This is a genomic window from Lentzea sp. CC55, assembly GCF_021056325.1.
GTDB lineage: Bacteria > Actinomycetota > Actinomycetes > Mycobacteriales > Pseudonocardiaceae > Lentzea > Lentzea jiangxiensis.
In genome coordinates, this window is sequence record NZ_JAJCXE010000014.1 from 1 (window position 1) to 18,262 (window position 18,262).

The window sequence follows — 18,262 nt, forward strand, 5'->3', positions numbered from 1 at the left end:
CTCCACACCTACAATCACCACCGCGGTCACACCGCACTCAAAGGCCAGCCACCCGCCAGCCGCGTTCCCAACCTCACAGGTCAGTACAGCTAGCCGTCCACATCGGACCGGCGGCTACCGCGACAGCACCGCCTTCCACAGCAGCCGGGCGAGCTCCGGGTGGCAGATGTCGTTGTGCGCGCCCGCGATCCCGTCGACGCGGCGGATCACCGACGTGCAGTCGACGTTGTGCACCTGGCCCCTGACCAGCTCGCCGGGTGAACCGATCGTGTGGCCGTGCGCGTACGTGCCCTGCACGCCGTGCGAACCGATGGCGCCGTACTTCGGGTACGAGTCGAGGTCGACCTGGCGGCCCGAACGCGCGGCCAGCGGGTAGAACCGGCCGATGGCGTGGTCGTGCGCGGACGTCGTGACGACGATCGGACCGGGCACGCGGCCGAGCACGCCGCGGAAGTAGCCGGAGCCGGGTTCGCCGGGCAGCCGTTCCGCGAACGACCACAGCGACATCGCGCCCTGCACCAGGGTGAGCGTCGCGGCCGGCACGACGTTCGCCATCGCGGTGGCGGTGATGCAGCCGAAGCTGTGGCCCATCAGGTGGATGCGCGCGTCCGGGGCGGCCTGCGCGACCTCGCGGGCGATCCGCGCGGCTCCGCTCTCGCCGAACACCTTGGCGCGCCGCTTCATCTTCCAGAACGTCAGGATCCGCAGCGGTGACAGGATCCCGCCCAGCGCCGGGTCCTCCAGGCACGCCCGGTAGAGCTGCTCGGCGTCGAACGCCATCCCGTCCTCGCCCGGGAGGTCCGGCACGGAGCTCTCCAGGTAGTCGTACGCCTGCTTGACGGCGGCCGACATCCGGCACGGGTGCTGCCGCGCGGCCTGCACGATCGTGCGCACCGCGGCCGTCCGCCCGGCACCGCCGCCGAGCCGCTGCGCCTGCGCCTCGATGAACTCGTCGGACCGCGTGTCCTCGTCGCCCCAGGCCTTGGACGGCCAGTGCAGGCCGACGAGCAGGGACTTGAAGCCGCCCGGGAGCCGGTGCGCCGCATCGCGTTCGGCGCGGCAGCCGGCCATCGTCGCGACCCACTGCCCGTACTGGTGACGGGCGGCCGGCACGTCGCCGTTCCACCCGTGGATGAAGAAGAAGACGTCGGTGACACCGCGGCGGGCGTCGTACAGGACGTCCGCGCTGTCGCGCCCCCGCTCGTCGCCGGTCTCGTCGAAGCAGACGAGGTGATAGCTGATGTCGTGACCTGGTACGGATTCTCGGGACATCGCGGATCACCACCACACACAAACGCGCCCAACTGTTATCCGTTTAATCGGAACGAACGCGGCTCACGTGTAGGCCCTGCGATCAGGAAAACCCGTTCGGACCAGGGGATTCACCCCGATTGCGCCGGTAGTGCCTCGCGGCGCGCACCCGGTTGCCGCACGAGGGCGAGCACCATTCCCGGCGCGGGTGGTCCTTCACGAAGTACAGCACGCAGCCCGGCGCATAACAGGCGCGCAACAGCAGCCGGGACTCGCCGGTGAACAGCTCCACGGCCTCCGCGGCGATCGACGCGCGCTCCCTGTCCGCGGGCGAACCTTCACTTTCGTTGTGGCGCAACAGCTCCCCGTCGCGCACAGCAAGCTGCGGCCACTTGCGCGCGCTCCGCGCCGCACGGTTGACCTCGGTCACGGCCCTCTCCAGGTCACGATCCTGCGCGACCGCACGCGTGTCCTCGGTGAGCACGCCCGCCAGGTCCCGCAACGCCTGCCGCAGCGCGCGGAACGCCTCCAGGTCGGCCCGGTCCACCGGCACGCCCAGGAAGTCGCGGAGCCCACCGGCAGTCGTCAGGTCGTCGTGCACCTGCGACCGGCTGGCCCAGATGGTGTTCATCAGCAGGACCGGACGGGGCTCGTCGGGCGTCAGCACGTCTAACGGTAACACAGGCTTGCATCCGTTAGCCTCGCGTTCTAACGTTCAGAACATCGTTCAACCGTTGGAAGGACCGCTCGTGGCACTTTTGCCCCCGTTCGACGCGGAGACCGCCCGCCTGAAAGTGCGAGCCGCCCAGGACGCCTGGAACACGAGGGACCCGGTGCGCGTCGCCGCCGCCTACACACCGGACTCCGTGTGGCGCAACAGGTCCGAGTTCCTCCGCGGCACCGGCGCGATCGTCGCGTTCCTGACGAGGAAGTGGGAGCGCGAGCACGAGTACGTGCTGCGCAAGTCGCTGTGGGCGTTCGGCGACAACCGCATCGCCGTGCGCTTCCAGTACGAGTGGCACGACGACGAGGGCCGCTGGTGGCGCAGCTACGGCAACGAGAACTGGGAGTTCGCCGCCTCCGGCCTGATGGCGCGGCGCGAGGCGAGCATCAACGACGTGCGGATCGCCTTCGAGGACAGGCGGATCGATCCCGCGTCGACCTACGAGATCCCGGCGGAGTGACCGCGATGCACGTCGAAGCCCTGTGGCGCTATCCCGTGAAGTCGCTGGGCGGCGAACCGCTCGAGTCGGCGGAGTTCACATCTGACGGCGTGGCGGGCGACCGCTTGGTGCACGTGCAGGGCCCACGCGGCGTGCTGACCGGCCGCACCCGTTACGGCCTGCTCACGATCCCGGCCTCCACCGGCCCCGGCGGACCGCTGGTCGACGGCCACCCGTGGGACAGCCGGCAAGCCCACGAGCGGGTGCTGCCGTTCGGCGGCAGGCTCACCCGCTACACCGGCCCGGAGCGCTTCGACGTCCTCAACGTCCTGGTGGCGACGGACGGCCAGGTCGCGGCCGCGGGGGTCGACGTGCGGAGGCTGCGACCCAACATCCTGATCGGCGGGGTCGAGGCGGGCGAGGAGGACTCGTGGCCGGGGCACGCGCTGGTGGTGGGTGACGTGGTGATCGGGATGTACCGGAAGCGGGCGCGGTGCGTCGTGACGACGATCGACCCGGACACCGGGGCGCAGGACCTGGACGTGCACCGGCGGATCCGGCGGGAGTTCGGCGGGGTGCTGTGCCTGGACAGCTGGGTGGTGCGGGCGGGCGTGGTGAACGTCGGCGACCCGGTGGAGGTGGTGCCGACCGACGAGCTTCCCGAGCGTGTCGGCGGGTGGATCGTCGGCTGGCCCTACGCGGTCTAGAAGTGGACACCGGCCGTGTGCCCCGGAGGCACCGCAGCTGGCAGGTTCAACAGCGATGGCGCCCGCCAACAGCTGTTGACGGGCGCCATTGCTCTTCGGCCGGGCTAGATGTTGCGGCGGTACTGCCCACCCACCTCGAAGAACGCCTCCGTGATCTGCCCCAGCGTGCACACGCGAGCCGCGTCCATCAGCACCGCGAACACGTTCTCGTTCGTCTGCGCCACCTCGCGCAGCCGGGCGAGCGCCTTCTGGGCCTCGTCGCGGTGCGCCGCCTGGTAGGCGCGGGTGCGTTGGACCTGCGACTCCTTCTCCTCCTCGGTGGCGCGGGCGAGCTCGATCTTCACGACCTCGCGTTCGCCGCCCTCGGGCAGGAAGGTGTTGACGCCGATCAGCGGCAGCGAGCCGTCGTGCTTGCGCTGTTCGTAGAGCATCGACTCGTCCTGGATGCGGCCGCGCTGGTAGCCGGTCTCCATCGCGCCGAGCACGCCGCCGCGTTCGGAGATGCGGTCGAACTCCATCAGCACGGCCTCTTCGACGAGGTCGGTCAGCTCGTCGATGACGAACGAACCCTGCAGCGGGTTCTCGTTCGCGGAGAGGCCCCACTCCTTGTTGATGATCATCTGGATGGCCATCGCGCGGCGGACGGACGACTCCGTGGGCGTGGTGATCGCCTCGTCGTAGGCGTTGGTGTGCAGGGAGTTGCAGTTGTCGTACAGCGCGCAGAGCGCTTGCAGCGTGGTGCGGATGTCGTTGAAGTCCATTTCCTGCGCGTGCAGCGAACGGCCGGACGTCTGCACGTGGTACTTGAACTTCTGCGAACGTTCCGCGGCGCCGTAGCGGTCGCGCATGGCCACGGCCCAGATGCGGCGCGCCACGCGGCCGATGACGCTGTACTCGGCGTCCATGCCGTTGGAGAAGAAGAACGACAGGTTCGGCGCGAAGTCGTCGATGTTCATGCCGCGCGCCAGGTACGACTCGACGTAGGTGAAGCCGTTGGCGAGCGTGAAGGCGAGCTGGCTGATGGGGTTCGCCCCGGCCTCGGCGATGTGGTAGCCCGAGATCGACACCGAGTAGAAGTTGCGCACCTGCTGCTGGATGAACCACTCCTGGATGTCCGCCATCATGCGCAGCGAGAACTCCGTGGAGAAGATGCAGGTGTTCTGGCCCTGGTCCTCCTTGAGGATGTCGGCCTGCACGGTGCCGCGGACGTTGGCCAGCGCGAACGCGCGCAGCTCCTCGTACTCCTCGGCGGACGGGTCGCGGCCTTCGGAGGCCTTGAACTTGTCGACCTGCTGGTCGATCACCGTGTTCAGGAAGTACGCGAGGATCGTCGGCGCCGGGCCGTTGATCGTCATCGACACGGACGTCGTCGGCGCCACGAGGTCGAAGCCGTCGTAGAGCGCCTTCATGTCGTCGAGCGACGCGATGGAGACGCCGGAGGTGCCGATCTTGCCGTAGACGTCCGGCGGGGTGTCGGGGTCGCGGCCGTAGAGCGTCACCGAGTCGAACGCGGTCGACAGGCGCGTCGCCGGGTTGCCCTGCGACAGGTACTTGAAGCGGCGGTTGGTGCGGAACGCGTCGCCCTCGCCCGCGAACATGCGCGCCGGGTCCTCGCCCTCGCGCTTGAACGGGAAGACGCCCGCGGTGAACGGGAAGAAGCCCGGCAGGTTCTCCTTGCGCAGGAACCTCAGCAGCGAGCCCTCGTCGTCGTACCGGGGCAGGCTCACCCGGCGGACCTGGTTGCCCGACAACGTCTCCCGCGTGAGCCGGGTGCGGATCTCCTTGTCGCGGACCTTGAACACGAGCTCGTCGCCGGAGTACTGCTCGACCGTCGCGGGCCACGCCCGGAGCAGGTCGGCGGTGCCGCGGTCGACCCTGCGCTCCGCGTCGGAGGCCAGGTCCGCGATGTCCGCGACGCCCTTGCCCGCGGCCTCCAGCGCCTTCTGCGCCGCCGTGAGCTGGGTGTGCGCGCGGACCGCGGCGACCTGCTCCTCGGTCTTGCGGTGGTAGTCGCGCACGGTGTCGGAGATGTCGGACAGGTACCGCGCACGGGAAGCCGGCACGACGGTGGACGCCGAGGTCGACGTCTTGCCGGAAACGGTGGCCAGCGCGCCTTCTTCCACGCTCAGGCCGTGTTCCACGAGTCCGTCGCGCAGGAACTGGTACAGCGCGGTCACGCCGTCGTCGTTGAACGTCGCGGCGGACGTGCCGAAGACCGGCATGTCCTCCCACTTCGCGCCGAACGCCTCGCGGTTGCGCACCATCTGCCGCGCCACGTCGCGCCGTGCGTCCTCGGCACCGCGGCGCTCGAACTTGTTGATCGCCACGGCGTCCGCGTAGTCGAGCATGTCGATCTTCTCGAGCTGCGACGCGGCACCGAACTCCGGCGTCATCACGTACAGCGAGAAGTCGACGAACGGCACGATGGCCGCGTCACCCTGACCGATACCGGGCGTCTCGACGATGACGAGGTCCGCGCCGGACGCCTTGCACGCCACGATGGCCTGCTCCAAGCCGTCCGGGATCTCGCTGCCCGCACGGCGCGTGGCCAGCGAACGGAAGAACACGCGGTCGCCGTCGAGGCAGTTCATGCGGATGCGGTCACCGAGGAGCGCGCCACCACCACGGCGACGCGTCGGGTCGACGGCGAGCACGGCGATGCGCAGCTTGTCCTGCTGGTCGAGCCGGAAGCGGCGCACCAGTTCGTCGGTGAGCGACGACTTGCCCGAGCCACCGGTGCCCGTGATGCCCAGCACCGGCACCTTGCGCGTGGTCTCCAACGGCTGCGCGGTGCCGGCCTCGATGTGCGTGATCGCGCGCGCCAGTGCCTCGTCGGCCCCCGTCAGCAACGCGTCGTGGCTGAACGGCGCGGTGAGCGCGTGGTCGCACTCCTCGATCATCAGGTTGATCATCCGCGCGAGGCCGAGCGTCTGCCCGTCCTGCGGCGAGAAGATCCGCGCGACACCCCGCGAGTGCAGCAGCTCGATCTCCTCGGGGACGATGACGCCGCCACCGCCGCCGTAGACCCGGATGTGCCCGGCGCCGCGCTCGCCCAGCAGCTCGACGAGGTACGAGAAGTACTCGACGTGCCCGCCCTGGTACGCGCTGATGGCGATGCCCTGCGCGTCCTCCTGGATCGCCGCGTTCACGACCTCCGCCACCGACCGGTTGTGGCCGAGGTGGATGACCTCCGCGCCTTGCGACTGCAGGATGCGCCGCATGATGTTGATCGCCGCGTCGTGGCCGTCGAAGAGGCTCGACGCGGTCACGAAGCGCACCGGGTTGACCGGCTTGTGCAACGCGGGCGCGGGGGACGTCCCAGAAGACGGCATCGTCATGAGAATAGTTTGACTTCCTACTATTGGACGTGCAACCAGGGGTGGTCCACGTCTCTGTATCGAGCAGGAGACGCCATCTTCGCGCCCGTGGCCACAGGTTCGCTCGCGGGAGACTTCGCGCAGGTGGCGACCGTGCCGAGGATCGACGGGCACGATCGGCGGCCGTTGCCCCGCCGGACGTGGCCCCGGCACAGGCACGGCCTAACGCGCCGCCGCACCCCACTCGTGCGCGAGCGCGGCCGCCTCGCCGCGCGACCCGACACCCAGCTTCTCCAGGATCTTCGCCACGTGGAACTTCACCGTGGACTCGCTGATGTGCAGGTCCCCGGCGATCTCGCGGTTGCGCCGGCCGCGGGCGAGCTGCCCCAGCACCTCCAGCTCCCGCGCACCCAGCACGGTCAGCGGGTCCTCGCGCGGGGTCTGCGGCGGGCCGAGCGGCACCTCGATCGTCACGGTCGTGCCCCAGCCGGGGACGGCGTCGACCTCGACCACGCCGCCGAGCGGCCCGAGCCGTTCCGGAACCCGGCGCAGGTCCAGGCTGCCGCACGACAACGTGCCGGGGCCGTCGTCGCGCACGGTCGCCCTCAGCACGGCTCCGGCGATCTTCCAGCCGAGGTGGACGCGGTGCACGCCCCGCTGGTCGTCGAGCATCGCGTGCACGCTCGAGCGGACCACCGCGGCGGCCGTGGCGGCGATGTCGCTGGGCAGGACGCGGTCCGCGCCCTCCTCCGCGCCGGGCGTGCCCAGGTCCAGCCGGACGTCCCGGCCGCGCAGAGCGCGGCGCAGCGACTCGGCGAGCCGTTCGAAGGCGTCGCCCGCGCGTTCCTCCGTCTGCGTCCGGTCGAGGTCCGCGCGCGCCCGGAGCTCGACGAGCGCGCTCACCGCGAGGTCGGTGGCACGCGAGCGAGCGGCCGCGTCCGTGACGTCGCGGTCGCGCAGCACGCCCAGCAACGCCGTCAGCGACGCCCCGTAGGCGTCTCCCAGGTCGGAGATCGCCACGGCACGCGCCGCCGCGGCCGCCCGTGATACGGCGATCGTGGCGGGCACGGCCTCGTTGCGCAGGCCCTCCATGTGCGCGGTCACGACGTCCCACAGCGCGTTGGCGGAGGCCAGGACCTCCCGCGGCACCGGGGAGTCCTCCGTGCGCAGGAGCACCAGCAGCGCGTCCGGCTCGGAGAAGGCGCTGACGAGCACCACCACCGGGACCTCGGTGCCCGCCAGGAGCGCCCGTCCCTGCCAGGCGCCCCCGTCGCCGGCCCGCGACCGCAGCGCGGCGAGGTCGGCGATCGTGACGGACGGCCCCGGCGACTCGCCGCGGAACTTGAACGGCGCGAACGAGCAGTTCGACAGCTCGGCGATCGCGCGGTGGGGAATCGCCTGTTCCACCGCCGCCGACAGGTGCACCAGCGTCTCGCTCTGCGGTGCCTGGATCACCCGAGCGGCCGTCACCAGGTCCATGAACCGAGCGTAGCTCTCACCGACAGGTGGCCGACTGGCCGTTCGGACAGGTGGAGCTAGCCGAAGTACGGGCGCGCGAGAACGATCACAGGCTCAAGGCTGGTGTACCACCCACACGGCGACCACACCGGAGACAGAGATGAAGGCGATCACCTACACCACGTTCGGCGGCCCCGAGGTCCTGGGCTTGAACGAGGTCGAGGAGCCGCACGCGGGACCGGGCGAGATCCGGCTGAAGGTCGTGGCGGCGGCCGTCAACCCGCTCGACCACAAGATCCGCAACGGCTGGATGCCGTCCATGACTCCCCCGTTCCCCGTCACGCCCGGTCTGGAGGCCGCCGGTGTCGTGGACGAGGTCGGCGAGGGCGTCACCGGGGTCTCGGTGGGTGACGAGGTCCTCGGCTTCACCACCACCGGCGCCTACGCCGAGCACGCGCTGGCCACCGACTACGCGCCCAAGCCCGCCGATCTCGACTGGGACCTCGCCGCCGCGCTGCCCGTGGCCGTGGAGACCGCGGTCCGCGTGCTCGACCTCCTCGCGGTCGCGGAGGGCGACACACTGCTCCTCAACGGCGCCGCGGGGGTCGTGGGCGCCGTCGCGGCACAGCTCGCGGTGGCCCGCGGAGCCACCGTCGTCGGCACCGCCTCGGCCGGCAACCACGACTACCTGCGATCGCTCGGCGCCACGCCGGTCGCCTACGGCGACGGGCTGGCCGACCGGGTCCGCGCCGCCGCACCGCAAGGCGTCGACGCCGTGTTCGACGCGGCCGGCCACGACCTGGACGTGCTCGTCGAGCTGCGCGGCGCCACGGACCGCGTCGTCACGATCGTCGACCCCGGCGACGCGGCCCGACTGGGCGTCGAGTTCTCCGGCGGCGGTGCCCCGTTCGGCTCGCGGCTGCGCGAGTACGCGCGGCTCGTGGCCGACGGCGAGCTCGCGGTGCGCGTCGCGCGGAGCTTCCCGCTGACCGACGCGGCCGACGCTCAGGACCTGGTCGCGACCGGACACGCCGCGGGCAAGGTCGTGCTGCGCCCGTCGGAGTGAGGTTCCCGGCTCACCTGGGCGGGCACGGCCGGTGCGCACCTGCCGGTCGTGATCTGCCTGGCGAGCCCCGCCAGCTCGTCCGCCGCCCCCGCCCTCGGACCGCACCGCCGCAGGTGGCCCAGCGCGCGGGCGAGCAGCAGCCCGGCCTGCTGCTCGCACCACCTGCGCCCGCCCTCGACGGTGATCTTCGCGTTGATCGCCGCCACGACCGGGAGCGTCCTGCGGTCGTCGCGGACGGCGAGGACGTCGTCCACGTGCTTGCGCGCGAGGCCGAGGTCGTCGCCGAACTGCCGGAGGTGGCCCGCCCGGCGCGCGTCCGCCCCGGCGGCCAGCGCGCCGAGCTCGCACGCGGCGGCCGTGAGCGAGCTGTGCTTCGCCACCGCCACGCCGAGGTGCCGGGACATGTCGGCCTCGTCCTCCTCGGCCATCCCGATCTCCTGGACGTAACCGTCCACAACGGACATCAGCGCGATGTTGAGGATCATCACCCCGGTGCTGCCGAGCCGTCCGCACGCGAGGGACAGCAGCGCGTCGGCCGCCGAGACGACCCTGTCCGCACCGAACTCCACCCGAGCACCCGTGTGCGCCATCAGGTCCGCGTGCAACTGCTCGTGCAGGTGCGCGAACTCCATCGCGAGGGCGACCGGCACCACGTCCGCGTCGCCGACCGCCTCCGCGCAGAGCAGCACGAGCGCCGCCGTCGAGAAGTCCTGACGGGACAGGCCGGACTCGACCACCTCGCGTGTTTCGCCGGGGAGCTCCGCCAGCGCGGCCGCCAGCAGCGGCCCGACGGTGGCACGCGCCCGCTCCAGCGCGGTCCTCGGCGGCGCGACCGCCTCGATGCTCGTCATCCGCGTTCCTCTCAGACACCGGGATCCCGACGCTAAACCCGCTGGTCAGGTACCGGAGGCGGGTTTCCACCGTCGTGTCTGATCCGGGCACGATCCGGCGAGGCGGACTAGGTTGATGTTGAACGGATCGTGGCTGCCATCACCCGACCGTGATCACCGTTTTCCTGAGGGGCTGACCATGCGCTACACCAAGCTCGCCGGCATGGACGTGTCCGAGATCTGCCTCGGCATGATGAGCTACGGGGACCCGGCTCGGGGCGGCCACCCGTGGTCGCTGCCGGAGGAGGAGTCCCGGCCGTTCATCAAGGCCGCGATCGAGGCCGGCATCAACTTCTTCGACACCGCGAACGTCTACTCCGCGGGCTCCTCGGAGGAGATCACCGGCCGCGCGCTGAGGGATTTCGCGCGCCGCGACGAGATCGTCCTCGCCACCAAGGTCAACGGGCGCATGCACGACGGCCGCAACGGCGCCGGGCTGTCCCGCAAGGCCATCTTCGCCGAGATCGACAACTCGCTGCGCCGCCTCGGCACGGACTACGTCGACCTCTACCAGATCCACCGCTTCGACAAGACCGTGCCGCTGGAGGAGACGCTCGAGGCGCTGCACGACGTCGTGAAATCCGGCAAGGCGCGCTACATCGGTGCGTCGTCCATGTACGCGTGGCAGTTCGCGAAGGCGTTGTTCACGCAACGGCAGAACGGCTGGACGCGGTTCGTGTCGATGCAGAACCACTACAACCTCATCTACCGCGAGGAGGAACGCGAGATGCTGCCGCTGTGCGCGGACCAGGGCGTCGCGGTGATCCCGTGGAGCCCTCTCGCGCGCGGCCGCCTGGTCCGCGACTGGGACGCCACGACCGCACGCACCGAGACCGACGAGTTCGGCGCCACGCTCTACACCGACTCGGACCGCGCGACCGTCGAGCAGGTGGCGGCGGTGGCCGAGGCGCGCGGCGTCTCCCGGGCCCAGGTCGCGCTGGCGTGGTTGCTGCGCAACCCCGTCGTCACGGCGCCGATCGTCGGCGTCACGAAGCCGGCGCAGCTCGACGACGCGGTGGGGGCGCTGGACTTCGAGCTGACCGACGCCGAGGTGCTGCTGCTGGAAGGCTCCTACGAGCCGCACCGGATCGCCGGGCACGCCTGAGGACGCGACGAGGGGCCGCTGTCGCCGACAACGGCCCCTCCACGCCACGGGTCACACGAACGCGCTCTGCCCGGTGATCGCCTTGCCCACGATGAGCGTGTTCATCTCGCGGGTGCCCTCGAACGAGTAGATCGCCTCGGCGTCGGCGAAGAACCGCGCGATGTCGTGGTCGAGCACGATCCCGTTGCCCCCGAAGATCTCCCGCGCCCAGGCGACGACCTCGCGCATCCGCGACGTCACGAACGCCTTGGCGAGCGACGAGTGCTCGTCCTGGAAGACGCCCGCGTCCTGCAACCGCAGCGCGGTGTGGAGCACCGACGGCGCACGCGTGGCGTACGAGGTCATGGGGCGTGTCCGACAAGAAGCTCGGGCCGAACCAGTTCGACGGTCTCCACGGCGTCCACGTCCGGGAGCTGGCTTGCGGGAAGACCACGCGGGTCGTCGAGGGCCTGTCGTTCCACTACGCGCTGACCGGCGTCGACGGCACCGAGGCCGTCATCGGCAGCCCGGCTCGCGGGTACGTGAAGGCCTCCGGGCTGAAGGCGGCGACGCTCGACGGCGGCCAGGTCACCACGATGGGCCGGCTGAACCGCGCCGAGTACGTACACCAGCTGTGGGACACGCGCGACGAGTTCAACGGCAACTCCTCCTGCGGCCCGACCAGTGCGTGGTCGACCTCGTCACCTACCAGCTGACCGGCGAGTTCGGCGTCCAGGTCGCGCAGCCGTTCTCGCACCACTCGAAGTGGGGCCGCTACATCACCGACGAGTTCTCCCACCGCGGCACCACCTTCACAACGGGTCGTTCTACGTTCACGACACCTACGGCGCGGGCACCGACGGCAGCTACGACGGAGCGAACCAGCTCCACAGCTGGAACTACATCGCGCCCGTGCAGATGTGGGCGGCCTGAGCTACTTGACAGCAGCCGTCAAGTACTTGATATCGTCTGTCCGGTGCCGACCCTTTCGGATCACGTGGACCTGCGGAACGACCTGATCCGGCTCGTGACGAGCCGGTTGCTCGACCCGCTGGAGATCCTGCTGCCGCAGGCCGACCTGGCCGGCCTGCGGACCTCCGTCCGCGCCGACGCCGACATGTGGGCGGCCCAGCTGCTCGGCCCGGACGACGCGGTGGCCCGGCGGGTGGCCATCAGGCTGCTGACCGTGCTCCACCCCGGCGACGCGCCGTTCGACCCGCCCGAGGGCTGGTGGGCGACGCCGCTGGGCCGCGTCACCGCACGCCGCGCCGGTCACCCCGGCAAGGACCACGTGTCGCTCGGCGTGGCCGGCGCGATGCTCGGCATCACCCGCCAAGGCGTGCACGACCTCGTGAACCGCCACAAGTTGCTGCGGCACCCGGACGGCGGCGTGACCGTCGACTCGATCCGTGCCCGCCTCGGCCTGAGGAGAGACGCGTGAAGCTCGCGGCGACGGACCACGGCGGCTCCGGCACGCCTTTCCTGCTGCTGCACGGCCTGGGCGGCGACCGGTCGGCGTGGGACGCGCTCGCGCCACGACTGGACGGGCGCGCGGTCGCGGTCGACCTGCGCGGGCACGGCGAGTCGCCCGACGGCGAATGGGACTGGGACGCCGTGCTCGACGACCTCGAGGACACAGCTGTCCACTTCGGACTCGACGAGCCCGTGGTCGTCGGGCACTCGCTGGGCGGCGTCCTCGCCGGGATGTGGGCGGCGCGGCACCCGGGGCGTCCCGCCGTGAGCCTGGACGGACACCGTTCCGCGACAACGCATCCGGCGAACTACGCGGGGCTGCCGGCCGAGGAGGTGGAGAAGGGCCTGGCCGCGCTGAACGCCCTCTTCGACGCGCAACTGGAGACGGTCACGCGTCCGTCGCGCTCGATCACCTCGGCGCTGCGCACGGCGCCGGAGTTCCTGGACGCGCTCCCGGTCTTCGCGGCGGTGAGGAGCCCGTTCCTGCTCGTGCTCGCCACCCGGAACCTGCCCGTGCCGCCGGAGCTCGTGCCGCTGATGGACGCCCACCGCGCCGGACTGCGCCGCGACCTGCCGCCGAACGTGCGGGTGCACGAGATCGACGCCACGCACGGCATGGTGGCCGAGCGGCCGCGGGAGGTCGCGGCCGTGGTCGATCACTTCGTGAGCAACCGCTTCAACGCCTGACGGGCCCGGCGCGGCGCCGTGCTGTCGTGTTCGAGCTGCAGGAAGTGGTTGAGCGCCAGCATGACCCCGAGGATCTCGTAGATCAGCTGGTCGACGTCCGTGTCCGGCGCGAGGTCGCCGTCGTTCACCGCGCGCCGGATGTGGATGCGCAAGTCCCTGCGCCACAACGCGTTCATGCCGGCCAGCGCATCCCGCACGCGCCCGCTGCGCCCGTCGAACTCGGCCGTCGCCGCCGTGAAGAAGCACCCGCCGGGCAGCACCTCGCGTTCGAGGTAGGACACCCACGCCTCGCAGACGTCGATCAGCCGCGGCAACCCCGACGGCATCTGCTCGACCTTGCCGGGCACCTCGCGCAGGAAGACCTCGGCGGCCTGGTCGACCACCGCGAGCTGCAGGGCCTCCTTGGTACCGAAGTGCCCGAGCAGCCCGGCCTTGCTCATCCCGAGCTCCGCGGCCAGCCGCCCGATCGTGAGCCCCTCCAGCCCTTCCGCCGACGCGATGGCGAGACTCCGGTCGAGGATGCGCTGCCGCGTCTCGAGGGTGTCGGCGACAGATCTGCGCGGGCTCATCCCCGTACCTTACGTCTCTTTAGCTACCGACCGATCGGTTGCTATATTCGCCGCGTCGTCGCCCGGCCCCGCCGAAGGAGCACACCGTGTCCGGATCCCGTGTCGCAGCGCTAGGCCACTACCAGCCGGAACGGGTGCTGACCAACGCCGACCTGGAGAAGGTGGTCGACACCAGCGACGAGTGGATCCTGCAGCGCACCGGCATCGCCACCCGCCGCATCGCCGCCCCGGACGAGACCGTCGCCGACATGGCCTCCGAAGCGGGCGCGAAGGCCCTCGCGTCCTCGGGCCTGTCCCCGTCCGACATCGGCCAGGTCGTCGTCGCCACCTGCTCGGCCATCGACCGCAGCCCGTCGACCGCGGCTCAGGTGGCGGCCCGCCTGTCGATCCCGTCCGCCGTCTGCTTCGACCTGAACAACGCCTGCGCCGGCTTCTGCACGGCCCTCGCCACCGCCGACCACACCATCCGAGCGGGCGCGGCCCGGCACGCCCTGGTCATCGGCGCCGAGAAGATGTCCGACCTCGTCGACTGGACCGACCGCTCCTCCTGCATCCTGCTGGGCGACGGAGCAGGCGCCGCCGTCGTGAGCACCTCCCCGGACGCCCTCATCGGCCCCGTCGTCTGGGGCTCCGACCCGACCCGGGGCAACGCCGTCCGCCTCGTCGACGCCTGGCAACCGCGCTTCGCCCAGGAGGGCCAGGCCGTCTTCCGCTGGGCCACCAGCGAACTCCCCGCGGTGGCCGCCCAGGCCTGCGACCGGGCGGGCATCGCCGTCACCGACCTCGCCGCCGTCGTGACGCACCAGGCCAACCTGCGCATCATCGAGGCGATGACCCGGCGCCTCGGCCTCCCGCCCGGCGTCGTGATCGGCCGCGACGTGGTCGAGTCCGGCAACACCTCCGCGGCCTCGGTCCCGCTCGCCCTCTCGAAGATGGCCGAGCGCGGGGAGCTCCCGTCCGGCCGGCCCGTTCTCCTCTTCGCTTTCGGAGGCGGGCTTTCGTGGTCGGGGCAGGTCGTCACGGCGCCTTGAGGCCGGGGCTCGGTGCCGTGCGCCGTCACCACCACGCCCCTCAGGGCGAAGCCGAAGGCGAGCCACCAGTCCACCAACCGCGACGGCAAAACCGAGCCGCGCAAGCCATATGCCTCTGACCAGCGGTGATGACGCAACCACGACGGCGATCGTCGCGAAGCGGCGATGACTCGACCACGCGCGATACGGGACCAAGGCGACCACCGCCAAGCGATCCTCACACCCGCCCACACCACCGGGGCCGGTGTGGCGACTCGGGAGCCCGCCGAGCCGCCACACCGCCGGTGACGCGCGAAAGGGAAGTTCCGGACTGCCGGCGCGGGAACGAGCGCATCGCCGCGTGACGTCATCGGTCCGCCACCTGGCCACGCGTGCGACGTCGGAGTTCGCCGTCCCCGCTTGCCCTGTACCGGCATCCGGTACCTCCTCGCCCTGGTCAGGGCCTCGCGCGTCCTCCGCCCGAGCGCACCATCTCCGGCCTCGAGCGCGAATGCCGCCGCCGCTGCAAAGGCGGGGACATCGACGACGAGACGGACGGGGGAACGGATGATGCGTGGGCGGCGACCGGTTCGGGAACCGGGATCATGGTGGTCGGGAGGACTTCCGGTGCGGCGGCAGCGGGTTCCTCCGGCTGCGTCCACACCGGAACGTTCGTCTCGACCTCGTTCTGGCGGAAGAGTTCCGGGGTCTCGGTGATGATCTTGCCGGGCGACTCGAGGCCCACGATGCCCACGAGCTTGCCGTTGGCGATGAAGCCGGTGAGGCCGTTGACGTCGGTGGTGTCGGTGCCGAGGACGGGCAGGCCCGCGCCCTGCACGCGCATGCCGTACTGCTCGGTCCAGAAGCGCGGGACCGGGGTGTAGGTCCGGGCGTGCTTGCGGCCCACCAGCAGGTTCTCGGCGGCGGCGCGGCCTCCCTCCACGGCGTTGAGCCAGTGCTCGACGCGGCGGACGACGCCGTTGAAGCGCATGTTCGGCCAGCGGGCCACGTCGCCGCAGGCGACCAGGTTCTCGGCGCCCACGACGTGGTTCGTCGAGTCGCAGAGGACGCCGTCGGAGATGTCGAGGCCGGAGCCGCGCAGCCAGTCGACGGCCGGGGACGCGCCGACCGCCAGCACGACGCACGAGGCGAAGAAGACCTGGCCGTCGGACAGGTGGATGCCGATGCCGCCCGGCTGGCGCACCCAGTGCTTGATGCCCACGCCGGTGGCGAGGCGCACGCCGTGCTCGACGTGCGCCTCGGTGATCTTCTTGCCGATGTCGTCGCCGACGACGCCGCCCAGCAAGGCGGGCGAGCGCACGATGAGCGCCACGTCGCGGCCCATGTGGCGGACCGAGCAGGCGAGCTCGCAGCCGATGAACCCGCCGCCGATGACGGCGACGAGGCCCTGCGACTGGCGGATGTTCCTGCGGATCGCGACCGCGTCGTCCAGGGTCCGCAGCACGTGCACCCGCGGGTCGTGGCGCGGAGCGCCGCCCATCGCCCTGGCGTCGACGCCGGTGGCGATGATCATGCCGTCGTACTTGATCTCCTCGCCGCCGGGCACCCAGACCGACTGCTTCTTCGGGTCCAGGTGCAGGGCCGGGGAGTTCAGGCGCCACTCGGCGTCGAGGTCCCCCGAGAACGACAGCAGGGCGTCGTCGGGTGTCCACTCCCCGGTGATGATCTGCTTCGACAGGCACGGGCGGTGGTACGGGAGGTGCCGCTCGGCGGACAGGATCGTGATCTGCCCGTCGAAGCCCATCTCCCGCAGCCGTTCCGCGGAACGGACTCCTCCGAGTCCGCCGCCGACGACCACGATCCGTTCGCTCACTTCACTCGCTCCCTGATCTCGATCGCGCGCATGGGACACGCGCGCTGTGCCGCACGGGCCTGGGCGAAGTGCTCCTCGGGCGGCCGGCGGTTGTAGGTCAGGCGGTTGTCCTCGATCAGCTGGAAGACGTCCGGGGCCTCCGCCTGGCAGGTGCCGTAGCGGTGGCATTTCTCGTTGTTGACGCTCACGTCCATCGCGTCGCCCTCGCCGACACCGGGCTCCTGGCCGCGCTCGGCGTCGAGCATGCCGATGCGGACGAGCACCTCGGGCGGCAGGAACCGGGCCAGGGCCAGGGTGGCGGTCGGGACGAGCACGGTGAGGCCGGCGAGCCAGAGGACGGACAGGTTGCCGTTCGCGATGGCGCCGAACCAGGAGTGCACCACGGTGGTGGTCACCGCGATGTAGGCGGTTTGGTGGAACCGCAACCACTTGCGGTAGAAGACTTTGTGCCTCATCGAGGCGAGCACGGCGATCGCGAGCATGACCTCCAGGCCGAGGATGCCCAGCGCGTGCCGGAACAGGCCGCCGTCGACGAACGGCAGGACGAGCTTGACGAAGCCGAAGGTACCGGTCTGGATCAGCGTGAAGGCGAACGCGTGGATGCAGCCGAACGCGATCGCCAGCGAGGCGAGCACCATGTGCCCGTTCTTCAGCCCTTCACGGCCGGTGAGCTTCTCGGCCCACCCGGTCGCGATCAGCACGCCCCAGGACAAGGTCGCGCACATCAGGACGTAAGCCAGCCTGGCAGACAGCTGCGCCATCTTCTTGACGCCCGCGTCGAACTCCGACGACTGGGCCACCAGGAGCGGAATCTGGCTCGACAACAACTCTTCCTCCGGAAAGAACTTTCTCGCGGGAACCCGCCCGGCCCCGCGGTGCAGGAGTGGACACATCAGGGCCGGGCGGGTGGGAACAGGTCCGCGTTGGAGTGCCTCTGACCTTGGGGACACCACCTCCGTTTCCCGTTGTTCACAGGGGTCTTGCGCACATCACCGCACCGGTCGTCGCGGGCGGAGCACTCGGAGCAGGAGGACCGTGAGCACGGCTCCCGCGGCGGTGACCGTGAGGATCACCCACATGTTCGGCCCCTCGTTCGAGGCCAGGGTCGCGTTGACGATGCCACCGGCGGGCACGGGCTCGGCGAAGGCCGAGTCACCGGCGATGCCGGTGCTCTCCAGCAACGTCATGTGCTTCATCACGACGTCGATGCCGGCCTGGGCGAAGCCGCGGATCACGTCGTTGCGCGTCGCCGAGCGGACCTTCGCGATGAAGGTGAAGACCTGGCCGTGGGCGGCGCGCAAGCGGGCGACGAACGCCTGGTCGAACGCGTCCCCGTCGAGCGCGTTGATCTCCTCCATCCACGACTGCTGCGCCGGGTTCGGCACGTCCGGGGTGGTGAGCCCGAACTGGGCGGCCGTCTTCTTCGTCAGCGTGTCCAGCATCATGTGGTCGAGCATGATCATCTTGCCGATTTGCTTGACCCTGGCGTTGGACGCCTTCGTGGCGGTGAGCTCGCCCATGGGCATTTCCCACAGACCCGCCTGACGCACCTTGTTCAGCAGTTCGCGGTCGTTCGCGGTCAACGGCCCCGACGGGGTGTCCATCACTCCTCCGGTGTCCGCGGGCTGCGCCGCAGCCGTGGCGGTCAGGCCGGAGAGGAGGAACAGCAGCGCGAAGACGGTGGCGAGGGCTCTGGTCATCGTCTTGTGGTCCTCGTCGTTCAAAGGAGGTCGGTAGGGGTGGACGTGTTCGC

General features: G+C 70.8%; 18 protein-coding genes. 8 read left to right on the top strand and 10 right to left on the bottom strand.

Annotated elements, in window-relative coordinates; translation table 11 throughout:
- Nucleotides 1–114: 114 nt before the first annotated feature.
- Both L6E10_RS09520 and L6E10_RS09525 read right to left on the bottom strand, forming a co-directional pair.
- Nucleotides 115–1,272, bottom strand: a complete 1,158-nt coding sequence (locus L6E10_RS09520) for a hypothetical protein (RefSeq protein ID WP_236218864.1) — start codon at nucleotides 1,270–1,272, stop codon at nucleotides 115–117.
- 82 nt (nucleotides 1,273–1,354) lie between these two features.
- Complete coding sequence (locus L6E10_RS09525; protein ID WP_236218866.1) at nucleotides 1,355–1,918, bottom strand: ABATE domain-containing protein; 564 nt, start codon at nucleotides 1,916–1,918, stop codon at nucleotides 1,355–1,357.
- Between the two features lie 82 nt (nucleotides 1,919–2,000).
- Between L6E10_RS09525 and L6E10_RS09530 the strand changes: the two genes are divergently transcribed.
- The gene (locus tag L6E10_RS09530) at nucleotides 2,001–2,435 is read left to right on the top strand and encodes a nuclear transport factor 2 family protein (RefSeq protein ID WP_236218868.1); all 435 of its coding nucleotides are present in this window, start codon (nucleotides 2,001–2,003) and stop codon (nucleotides 2,433–2,435) included.
- A gap of 5 nt (nucleotides 2,436–2,440) precedes the next feature.
- Entirely contained in the window at nucleotides 2,441–3,121 is a 681-nt protein-coding gene (locus L6E10_RS09535; RefSeq protein WP_236218870.1) for an MOSC domain-containing protein, read from the top strand.
- Between the two features lie 104 nt (nucleotides 3,122–3,225).
- On the opposite strand, the gene icmF is transcribed toward L6E10_RS09535, so the two are convergent.
- Together icmF and L6E10_RS40245 are read right to left on the bottom strand one after the other, a co-directional pair.
- A complete protein-coding gene (gene icmF / locus L6E10_RS09540; protein ID WP_236218871.1) occupies nucleotides 3,226–6,453 on the bottom strand; it encodes a fused isobutyryl-CoA mutase/GTPase IcmF in 3,228 nt (1,075 codons plus the stop codon).
- 207 nt (nucleotides 6,454–6,660) lie between these two features.
- Nucleotides 6,661–7,917 carry a LuxR C-terminal-related transcriptional regulator gene (locus L6E10_RS40245; RefSeq protein ID WP_275676335.1) on the bottom strand — a complete coding sequence of 419 codons (1,257 nt, stop codon included), beginning with the start codon at nucleotides 7,915–7,917 and terminating at the stop codon, nucleotides 6,661–6,663.
- A 139-nt stretch (nucleotides 7,918–8,056) separates the two neighbouring features.
- Here L6E10_RS40245 and L6E10_RS09550 point away from each other — a divergent pair, with 139 nt between their 5' ends.
- Complete coding sequence (locus L6E10_RS09550; protein ID WP_236218873.1) at nucleotides 8,057–8,962, top strand: NADP-dependent oxidoreductase; 906 nt, start codon at nucleotides 8,057–8,059, stop codon at nucleotides 8,960–8,962.
- On the opposite strand, the gene L6E10_RS09555 is transcribed toward L6E10_RS09550, so the two are convergent.
- Entirely contained in the window at nucleotides 8,902–9,813 is a 912-nt protein-coding gene (locus tag L6E10_RS09555; RefSeq protein WP_236218875.1) for a polyprenyl synthetase family protein, read from the bottom strand. The genes L6E10_RS09550 and L6E10_RS09555 overlap by 61 nt on opposite strands.
- Nucleotides 9,814–9,991: 178 nt before the next feature.
- On the opposite strand from L6E10_RS09555, the gene L6E10_RS09560 reads away from it, so the two are divergent.
- Complete coding sequence (locus tag L6E10_RS09560; protein WP_236218877.1) at nucleotides 9,992–10,957, top strand: aldo/keto reductase; 966 nt, start codon at nucleotides 9,992–9,994, stop codon at nucleotides 10,955–10,957.
- A 51-nt stretch (nucleotides 10,958–11,008) separates the two neighbouring features.
- Here L6E10_RS09560 and L6E10_RS09565 read toward each other — a convergent pair whose 3' ends face one another.
- Nucleotides 11,009–11,272 (bottom strand): acyl-CoA dehydrogenase family protein, encoded by a 264-nt coding sequence (locus L6E10_RS09565; protein ID WP_374236252.1) that lies wholly within the window; start codon nucleotides 11,270–11,272, stop codon nucleotides 11,009–11,011.
- 35 nt (nucleotides 11,273–11,307) lie between these two features.
- Between L6E10_RS09565 and L6E10_RS09570 the strand changes: the two genes are divergently transcribed.
- The 3 genes from L6E10_RS09570 to L6E10_RS09580 all read left to right on the top strand — a co-directional run bounded on the left by L6E10_RS09570 (nucleotide 11,308) and on the right by L6E10_RS09580 (nucleotide 13,096).
- On the top strand, nucleotides 11,308–11,652 hold the full coding sequence (locus L6E10_RS09570) for a hypothetical protein (RefSeq protein ID WP_236218879.1): 345 nt from the start codon (nucleotides 11,308–11,310) through the stop codon (nucleotides 11,650–11,652).
- A gap of 260 nt (nucleotides 11,653–11,912) precedes the next feature.
- Complete coding sequence (locus L6E10_RS09575; RefSeq protein ID WP_236218881.1) at nucleotides 11,913–12,377, top strand: hypothetical protein; 465 nt, start codon at nucleotides 11,913–11,915, stop codon at nucleotides 12,375–12,377.
- Nucleotides 12,374–13,096, top strand: coding sequence for an alpha/beta fold hydrolase (locus tag L6E10_RS09580; RefSeq protein WP_236218883.1), 723 nt, complete (start codon nucleotides 12,374–12,376; stop codon nucleotides 13,094–13,096). The genes L6E10_RS09575 and L6E10_RS09580 overlap by 4 nt, the downstream gene beginning before the upstream one ends.
- Here the strand turns inward: L6E10_RS09580 and L6E10_RS09585 are convergent.
- A complete protein-coding gene (locus L6E10_RS09585; protein WP_236218885.1) occupies nucleotides 13,066–13,665 on the bottom strand; it encodes a TetR/AcrR family transcriptional regulator in 600 nt (199 codons plus the stop codon). The genes L6E10_RS09580 and L6E10_RS09585 overlap by 31 nt on opposite strands.
- A gap of 86 nt (nucleotides 13,666–13,751) precedes the next feature.
- On the opposite strand from L6E10_RS09585, the gene L6E10_RS09590 reads away from it, so the two are divergent.
- A complete protein-coding gene (locus L6E10_RS09590; protein WP_236218886.1) occupies nucleotides 13,752–14,696 on the top strand; it encodes a beta-ketoacyl-ACP synthase III in 945 nt (314 codons plus the stop codon).
- Between the two features lie 436 nt (nucleotides 14,697–15,132).
- Here the strand turns inward: L6E10_RS09590 and L6E10_RS09595 are convergent, their stop codons facing one another.
- The 3 genes from L6E10_RS09595 to L6E10_RS09605 all read right to left on the bottom strand — a co-directional run bounded on the left by L6E10_RS09595 (nucleotide 15,133) and on the right by L6E10_RS09605 (nucleotide 18,233).
- Nucleotides 15,133–16,509 (bottom strand): FAD-dependent oxidoreductase, encoded by a 1,377-nt coding sequence (locus L6E10_RS09595; RefSeq protein ID WP_236218888.1) that lies wholly within the window; start codon nucleotides 16,507–16,509, stop codon nucleotides 15,133–15,135.
- Nucleotides 16,506–17,333 (bottom strand): ferredoxin, encoded by an 828-nt coding sequence (locus L6E10_RS09600; RefSeq protein ID WP_236218890.1) that lies wholly within the window; start codon nucleotides 17,331–17,333, stop codon nucleotides 16,506–16,508. The genes L6E10_RS09595 and L6E10_RS09600 overlap by 4 nt, the downstream gene beginning before the upstream one ends.
- Nucleotides 17,334–17,498: 165 nt before the next feature.
- On the bottom strand, nucleotides 17,499–18,233 hold the full coding sequence (locus L6E10_RS09605) for a DUF4142 domain-containing protein (protein WP_236218892.1): 735 nt from the start codon (nucleotides 18,231–18,233) through the stop codon (nucleotides 17,499–17,501).
- Between the last annotated feature and the right edge of the window lie 29 nt (nucleotides 18,234–18,262).